Annotated in this window: 7 protein-coding genes; 1 reads left to right on the top strand and 6 read right to left on the bottom strand. The window is 53.4% G+C overall.

Annotated elements, in window-relative coordinates:
• Positions 1-251: 251 nt before the first annotated feature.
• The 4 genes from FLS37_RS06325 to FLS37_RS06310 form a co-directional block, all read right to left on the bottom strand.
• Positions 252-830 (bottom strand): hypothetical protein, encoded by a 579-nt coding sequence (locus tag FLS37_RS06325; protein ID WP_157315104.1) that lies wholly within the window; start codon positions 828-830, stop codon positions 252-254.
• 235 nt (positions 831-1,065) lie between these two features.
• Entirely contained in the window at positions 1,066-2,049 is a 984-nt protein-coding gene (locus FLS37_RS06320; RefSeq protein WP_157315103.1) for a TerC family protein, read from the bottom strand.
• Between the two features lie 40 nt (positions 2,050-2,089).
• On the bottom strand, positions 2,090-2,530 hold the full coding sequence (locus FLS37_RS06315) for a hypothetical protein (protein WP_157315102.1): 441 nt from the start codon (positions 2,528-2,530) through the stop codon (positions 2,090-2,092).
• 41 nt (positions 2,531-2,571) lie between these two features.
• Positions 2,572-2,904: an HPF/RaiA family ribosome-associated protein gene (locus tag FLS37_RS06310; protein ID WP_157315101.1), complete on the bottom strand. Its 333-nt coding sequence runs from the start codon at positions 2,902-2,904 to the stop codon at positions 2,572-2,574.
• 105 nt (positions 2,905-3,009) lie between these two features.
• Between FLS37_RS06310 and nhaR the strand changes: the two genes are divergently transcribed.
• A complete protein-coding gene (gene nhaR, locus FLS37_RS06305; RefSeq protein ID WP_157315100.1) occupies positions 3,010-3,909 on the top strand; it encodes a transcriptional activator NhaR in 900 nt (299 codons plus the stop codon).
• A gap of 4 nt (positions 3,910-3,913) precedes the next feature.
• On the opposite strand, the gene FLS37_RS06300 is transcribed toward nhaR, so the two are convergent.
• Positions 3,914-5,008: a site-2 protease family protein gene (locus FLS37_RS06300; protein ID WP_157315099.1), complete on the bottom strand. Its 1,095-nt coding sequence runs from the start codon at positions 5,006-5,008 to the stop codon at positions 3,914-3,916.
• A 134-nt stretch (positions 5,009-5,142) separates the two neighbouring features.
• A complete protein-coding gene (locus FLS37_RS06295) occupies positions 5,143-6,624 on the bottom strand; it encodes a B12-binding domain-containing radical SAM protein (RefSeq protein ID WP_157315098.1) in 1,482 nt (493 codons plus the stop codon).
• Between the last annotated feature and the right edge of the window lie 209 nt (positions 6,625-6,833).

Below are 6,833 nucleotides of genomic sequence, written 5' to 3'. Positions count from 1 at the left end.
ACCATTTGTTCGCTCATGCGTAATATTTTGCTCACGGTCTTGGGCGACTCTCCTTCGTGCAAAGCCAATAAACCCAAGGCGCGTGGGCGAAAATTGGCGTGATGATGCTGTTGCGCCATGCTCTCTAACATGACGATTTCATCGGGCGTGAGTGGTTGACCTAAAAGATTACGTTTCAAGCTTGGCTCCTATGAAGAGCCTATTTTGAAGCAAAATTCATTCCAATTAGTTGCAAGGAACTACTTAGCAAATTATTTAAGTAGTTCGTGGGGGGTAAACAGATAACGAAACTTATCCCAAATTGGTGCATTGAGATTGTCTACATTAATAAAACTTGAAAGTACGTTTGTAGCATCTGCCTCAGTTACTGGTTTGGGAAATAGATTGTCAGGAACTACAGCCACTCCCTGAAAAACGACTTCGCTGTGGATAGTGAACTGTGAGATGCCATCAAGCTCACCAAAACCTTCCAGTTCCATTTGCCCCGATATGCCAACAACAAAATGTGTTGAATCATCTATCCGTGTGAGCGTGATGTCTTTTATTGCTACTGGAATATGTTCGGTGAGATAAAAAGAGCATTCAACAATACTTGGGTTGGTCGCCAAGCCAATATTCGCGCCATTTAGCAGAACCCAGTTCTGTATTGGCCACTGCAGCCATTCACAAGTTAAAGCGGTTTCCCATTCTTCACCACTCCATTTAATTGATGCGCATGGAATTGTGATTGACCAGTAAACATCGCGCTCTATTCCATAGGCTACATTTTCGAAGAGATGAGCATAGATTTCACCCTTCGCCTGTGCGTCTGCTGATATAACGATTGGCATGTTCGCTTCCTATTAGTAGAGCGAAGTGATTTATGTAATTCATTAGGTCAATCAGTTTCCGCTTCTGGCCTATTACAGCCTCCCTACAGTCTAACCCAGCCCACTCATCCGAGCACCATTGCGCTTTTTGCAGTGGTGAAATTGCCAAGTGTGCGGGATAAATTGAATCCTATTTCACCAGCGCAAAACGCCCACCAATTCAGGTGGGCGTTTTGTGGGCTCCAGTTCGATCAACTCAATGCGCCGGCCTTGCGTCTTTGCGGGTTTTCCACAGCGAGAACAACACCCCAGCAGCGAGCAGGCCAAAGGTCACGGCCAAGGACAAGACTGCGGGTACTTTGCCATCGAACACAAAGTCGCCCAGGAAGATCTTCGAGCCGATAAACACCAGCACCAGCGCCAGAGCGTATTTCAAGTAGTGGAAGCGATGAATCACCGCCGCCAGCGCAAAGTACAGCGCGCGCAAACCTAAAATCGCAAAGATGTTCGAGGTGTAGACGATGAATGGATCGGTAGTGATGGCAAAAATTGCCGGCACACTATCGACCGCAAACACCAGGTCAACCAATTCGACCATACACAGCGCCAGAAATAAGGGCGTTGCCCACCATACCTGCTTGTAGCTGCCCGGTGCCACTGGCGCACGGACAAAGAAACGCTGGCCGTGTAGCTCTTCGGTCACCCGCATCCGGCGGCGCAGGAAACCCAGCAGCGGGTTATTGGCCAAGTCGGTGGTTTGCTCACCGGCAAACAGCATTTTGAGGCCGGTAAAGATCAGAAACACCGCAAAGACATACAGCGTCCAGTAGTATTGCGCCACCAGCGTTGCGCCCAAGCCGATCATCATGGCCCGCAGCACAATCACCCCCAAGATGCCCCAGAACAACACCCGGTGCTGATAAATCCGGGGCACCGCAAAGTAGGTGAAGATCAGCGAGATCACAAACACATTATCCAGCGACAGGCTTTTCTCGATTAAGAAGCCGGTGAAATACTGCATCCCGTATACCGAACCCAAATACCACCACACCCAGCCGCCAAACAACAGGCCGGCCATGATATAGAAGGCCGATAGCTGCAAGCTTTCGCGCATGCCAATTTCATGGTCTTCCTTGTGTAGCACACCTAGATCAAAAGCCAGTAGCGCCAGCACAATGGCCACAAAAGTCAGCCACAACCAAATCGGCTGACCCAACCATACACTGGCCAGTATCTCCATTATCTTCACTCCTTGATTGGTCTACGGGGCAATACCCCCATCAACTTCGCACCACATTGCGCGCCATCTGCGCATAAGTCGGTATCGGTTGCAGCGCATACCAGTCGTATTGCCAGCACGCCATCGCCCGTGAAATCAGTACCGCCTCACCATCGGCCAGCCAGCCATCGGCGTCGACAATCCCCAGCATCGCGCGCAGCACACTCATTTGCAGCAGGGGCTCGTCGATTTCGGCCAGCAGCTGATCAATCAGCGCATCATCCAGCTCCAGCTGACCCAAACCATTGGCATACAGCAGCAGGTCATCGCACATGTCCTGCATCACGCGGTGTAAGGTCGCATCACTAATTCCCAAGCGGTGCAAGACCTTGCTCTCGCGCAAGGCTTGATACTCCGACTGATCAAGGCCGCCGTCCGACAGCAGTGACAGCGCAAGTAAACGGCAAATTGCTTCATGGCTATTGATGGCATAACGGCGCATGGTGGTTCTCCGGCAGAAAGGCATAGAAGCGTGAAGGCTGATTAGTAGCTCGGCTGCATGTGCGGAGCAAAGCCACGGCTTTGGCGGATTTTGCGGCTCACCGTGCGGCTAGCCCGATCTGCGGCACGATTGATTGCAAAAATCAGATCGCTGGCTACGTCTTCGATCACCACATCGGGGATCTGCTCTAGGCTGATCACCAGCTGGCAATGCTGATCCACCCCGCCGCGCGGGCCATTAATATCGCTCAGGCGCACGGTGACTTTGCGGATATGGCTAGCGAGCCGCCCCAGCCCAAATTCGATCTGGCGGGCAATATGCCGCTGCAGATTTTCGGTAAGCGCAAGGTTTTGACTTTTGATTTCGATTTTCATGATCCGGCTCCAGTTAGACAACACGGCCAATATAAACCGGCTGAAAATGAAATAAAAATCGTATATTCTTGGTTTTATATTCAGTTTTTTGGAACAATAGCCACCATGCAGGCCTTGAATTACAAGCATTTGTATTATTTCTGGATTGTCTGTAAATCAGGTGGCGTCATCCGCGCCAGCGAGCGGCTGTTTCTAACGCCACAAGCGATCAGCGGCCAATTAAAAGCGCTGGAGGAACAAATCGGCAGCCCGCTGTTTCGCCGCGACGGCCGCCAGCTGGCGCTGACTGATATGGGGCGGCTGGTGCAAAGCTATGCCGATGAAATGTTCAGCATTGGCGAAGAGCTACAAGAAGCGATTGCCCACGGCCCGCAAGGCGTGGCGCAGGAATTTCGTGTCGGCATCGGGGATATGGTGCCCAAAACGGTGGCCTTTGAGCTGCTGCAACCGGCGTTGCAGCTGGACTATCCCTCGCGGCTGATTTGCCGCGAAGGGCGGCTGCTCAATTTGCTGGGTGATCTGGCCACGCACAAGCTTGATCTGGTCTTGGCCGACCGAGCGCTGCCGCCCGAGGCCAATATCCGTGGCTTTAATCATCTGCTGGGCGAGAGCACGCTCAGTGTTTTGGGCTCGAAAGCACTCTGCAGCCAGTGGGCGGGGGATTTTCCACTGGCGCTGGATGGCGCGCCATTTTTGCTGCCCGGTGCCGACGCGGTGATACGCCCACGGCTGGAGGCCTGGCTGGAACGCGCACATATCCGGCCACGGATTGTGGCCGAATTTGACGATGGCGCTCTGCTTAAAGCCTTTGGCAAAGCGGGCGCAGGCTTTTTTGTCGTGCCCACTGTGCTGGCGCAGAGCATCTGCAAGGAATATCAGGTGGCGCTACGCGGGGAAATTAGCGAGCTCAAAGAGCAGTTTTACGCCATTTCAGTCCAGCGCCAGCTGCGCCACCCCGCCGTGATTGCCGTCACCGAACGAGCGCGGCACGAATTATTTGCCTAGCCGATTAGCTACGCAAAATTTGCAACGGCATGCTCAGCATCTGGTCGCCCAGGCCAGCAAAATACCAGATGATGCCGATCAAAGCGCCCACGGTAAGGACATACCACACCAAGGAAAACACCTGCCCGTAGCGATCGAGCGGCAGCAAATGGCTTTGGTAGCGGCTTCGCCATTCAAACACAATTTCCAGGCTGCCGATCAGCAATAAAAAGCCCAGCAGCGCCAGCCCAAAAGCGTAGCTGACCGCAACGCCAAGCGCAGCGCCGATGATGCAGGCGATCAGGCCGACGATGCTATTCATCGAAAAGCTGATGCTTTTTAAAATATGCCCGCCATCGAGCGGCAAAATCGGCAGTAAGTTGAACAGATTAAGCAGCGCGTTAAACGTCGCCAGACCGGCAAAAAACGGCATATCGGTGATCCAGTAGGCCAGCATCGCCAGCAGCGACATCAACAGGCCAAAGGTCGGCCCCATAATCGAGATCACGACGTCTTGCCAGCGCGTGTTGATTTTCTCATCCGACAGCGCCAGCCCGCCCATAAACGGAATCAGAAAAATCCCCTTGGTTTTCATACCAAAGTATTTCATCGCCCGCACATGGCCGTACTCGTGAAACACCAGACAGGCGATCAGCGCGAGCGCAAATTCAAAGGAAAACAGCCACGAATACGCCGCCACGCTCGCGCCTGCGAGGGCGACTTTGATCATCTTGGCGCTTTTGAGCAATTTGAGCGCCAGCGCGCCCAGCCCCAGCAGATTGAGTTTGCCTGCGGCTTTGACTGGCTGCACGGTGGGCACCTGGCGCTCGATATCGTGCGTATCGCGCTGGCCTTCGGCGGTGGTTTGCTCATTAATCAGTAGGCGATAGCGCAGGCTAAACGGCTGCCAGCTCAGTTGTGTTTCCAGCCGCACCGCCACTTGCTGCTCGGTATCGCCCTCGTGCGTTAGGACAAATTGCAGCGCGCTCGCGCCATCCCGCCCAGCACTCGCGGCCTGCTCGGCCACCAGCGTGTTATCCCAGAACAACCGCTGCCAACCGGCAAAGTTGCCTTCCAGTCGCAAGGGTTTGCCTAAGCAATCAATATTCAGTAATTCCACGGTCTATTCTTTCCACGTTTATTTCATGTTTAAGTCAATACGCAAAAGTTTCCCCGCAAGGCGTCGAAGCCGCAGATAGTACAGCGAGTACAGCAAGGCGAGACAACGCAGCGTGGGAACTTTTGCTTTAGCACCTAAGCCGCCAAACGCACCGCTTGGCGCTGCAGCGCGGCCGATTTTTTCTCGTCGTTTACCTTCGGCTGCTTGCCCGCGTAATCGCTCTCTAACAACGCTTGCGCTTCCTCTAATGGCATACCCTGCCCCTGTAACCACATGCAGACCAATTTGGCTAAGCGATCCAGAGCAATACGGTGTGTTGCATCGGTATTGGCGTACAGCCAGTCAGCGAACGCCATAAATTGGGTAAAGGGGCTTGACCCAAGAAGAACAGGTAAAGTGTTCGCAAAACGCCCCGAATTGGCGACCAAATCCCAATAGCGCGCAAAGCGCACCAGGCGCTGCATCGTCGTAAAGTCGATGTCGCGGTTAGCCAGAATTGTGTACGGCGGGAAGGGGTCGTACATCATCGCAAATTCGTCGGTGTGGCGGATGATGGGCGTGCCGCGCAGCCGTTTCAAAATGCCGAATTGAATCTCGTGCGGGCGCAGCGCGTAGAGCGCGTCAAAACCCGCGCCGAAACTTTCCACCGTTTCACCCGGCAAACCAGCGATCAAATCGACGTGCAAATGCGCCTGCGTGTGGTCGACCAGCCAACGGATATTATCGGCGGCTTTGTCGTTATTTTGTTTGCGGCTGACCAGCGTTTGCACCTCGGGGTTGAAACTCTGAATGCCGATTTCAAATTGCAGCGCGCCGGCCGGGAATTTCATAATCCCCTCGCGCAGCGCTTCGGGCAAATGATCGGGAACGACTTCAAAATGCGCAAAAACTGGATCGTCGGGATATGCGGCGATCTTGTCGAGAAAAAACTGCATAATCTGCAAACTGGTGTTGATATTCAGATTAAACGTGCGGTCAACAAACTTGAATAATCGCGCGCCGCGCTGATACAGCGTTTCCATCTCGTCTAGAAATCGCGTCAGCTCGAACGGCCACGCCGTTTTATCAAGCGCCGATAAACAGAACTCGCACTTGAACGGACAGCCGCGCGATGCCTCGACATACAGCGTGCGGTTTTTAATGTCTTCGTCGGTATAGAGCTGATACGGCAATGCCAAATCGGCCAATTTCGCCTGCACGCCAGCGTGGATTTTCATCAGCGGCTGCGGGCCGTTGATGATCTGGCGGCACAAATCGGGCAAGGTGATTTCACCCCAGCCGGTAATAACAAAATCGGCTTCTTTGACAATCGCCTGTTCAGCGCTTTCATATGAAACTTCGGGGCCGCCGAGGATAATTTTGACCTCAGGCGCAACGCGCTTGAGCAAGGCGACGAGGCGCGCGGTTTCCTCGACATTCCAGATATACACACCAAAGCCGATGATTTTGGGCTTTCTCGCCAACAGCCGCTCGGCAAACTCGGTGGTTTTACCGCCAATCACGAACTCCATAATCTCGGTTTCGCCTTGCAGCTCGCCCATATTGGCCAGCAAATAGCGCAGCCCCAGCGAGGCATGCGTGTAACGGGCGTTGAGCGTAGACAGAATAATGGACATGACAAGACCGGCAGTGAGCGTTGCAAAACAAAGCGCTATTTTACGGGTTTATAGCTGCGGATGGGTTGCTGATTGGCGGCTGATTGGCTTAAAGGCGAGCCAAACATGGTGGATAGGCGAGACCACCAACGCTCTGCCTGCCCGATTGCTCGATCCTGGGTCTCTGCCTGAGCGAAAAACCATGATTCAAATCTTTGTAGTATTCAAGC

Origin of the sequence: Chitinibacter sp. GC72 (assembly GCF_009760905.1) — a bacterium.
Lineage (GTDB): Bacteria > Pseudomonadota > Gammaproteobacteria > Burkholderiales > Chitinibacteraceae > Chitinibacter.
The sequence above is the reverse complement of the archived record's forward strand: the minus strand, read 5'-3'. Positions and strand labels throughout refer to the sequence as shown.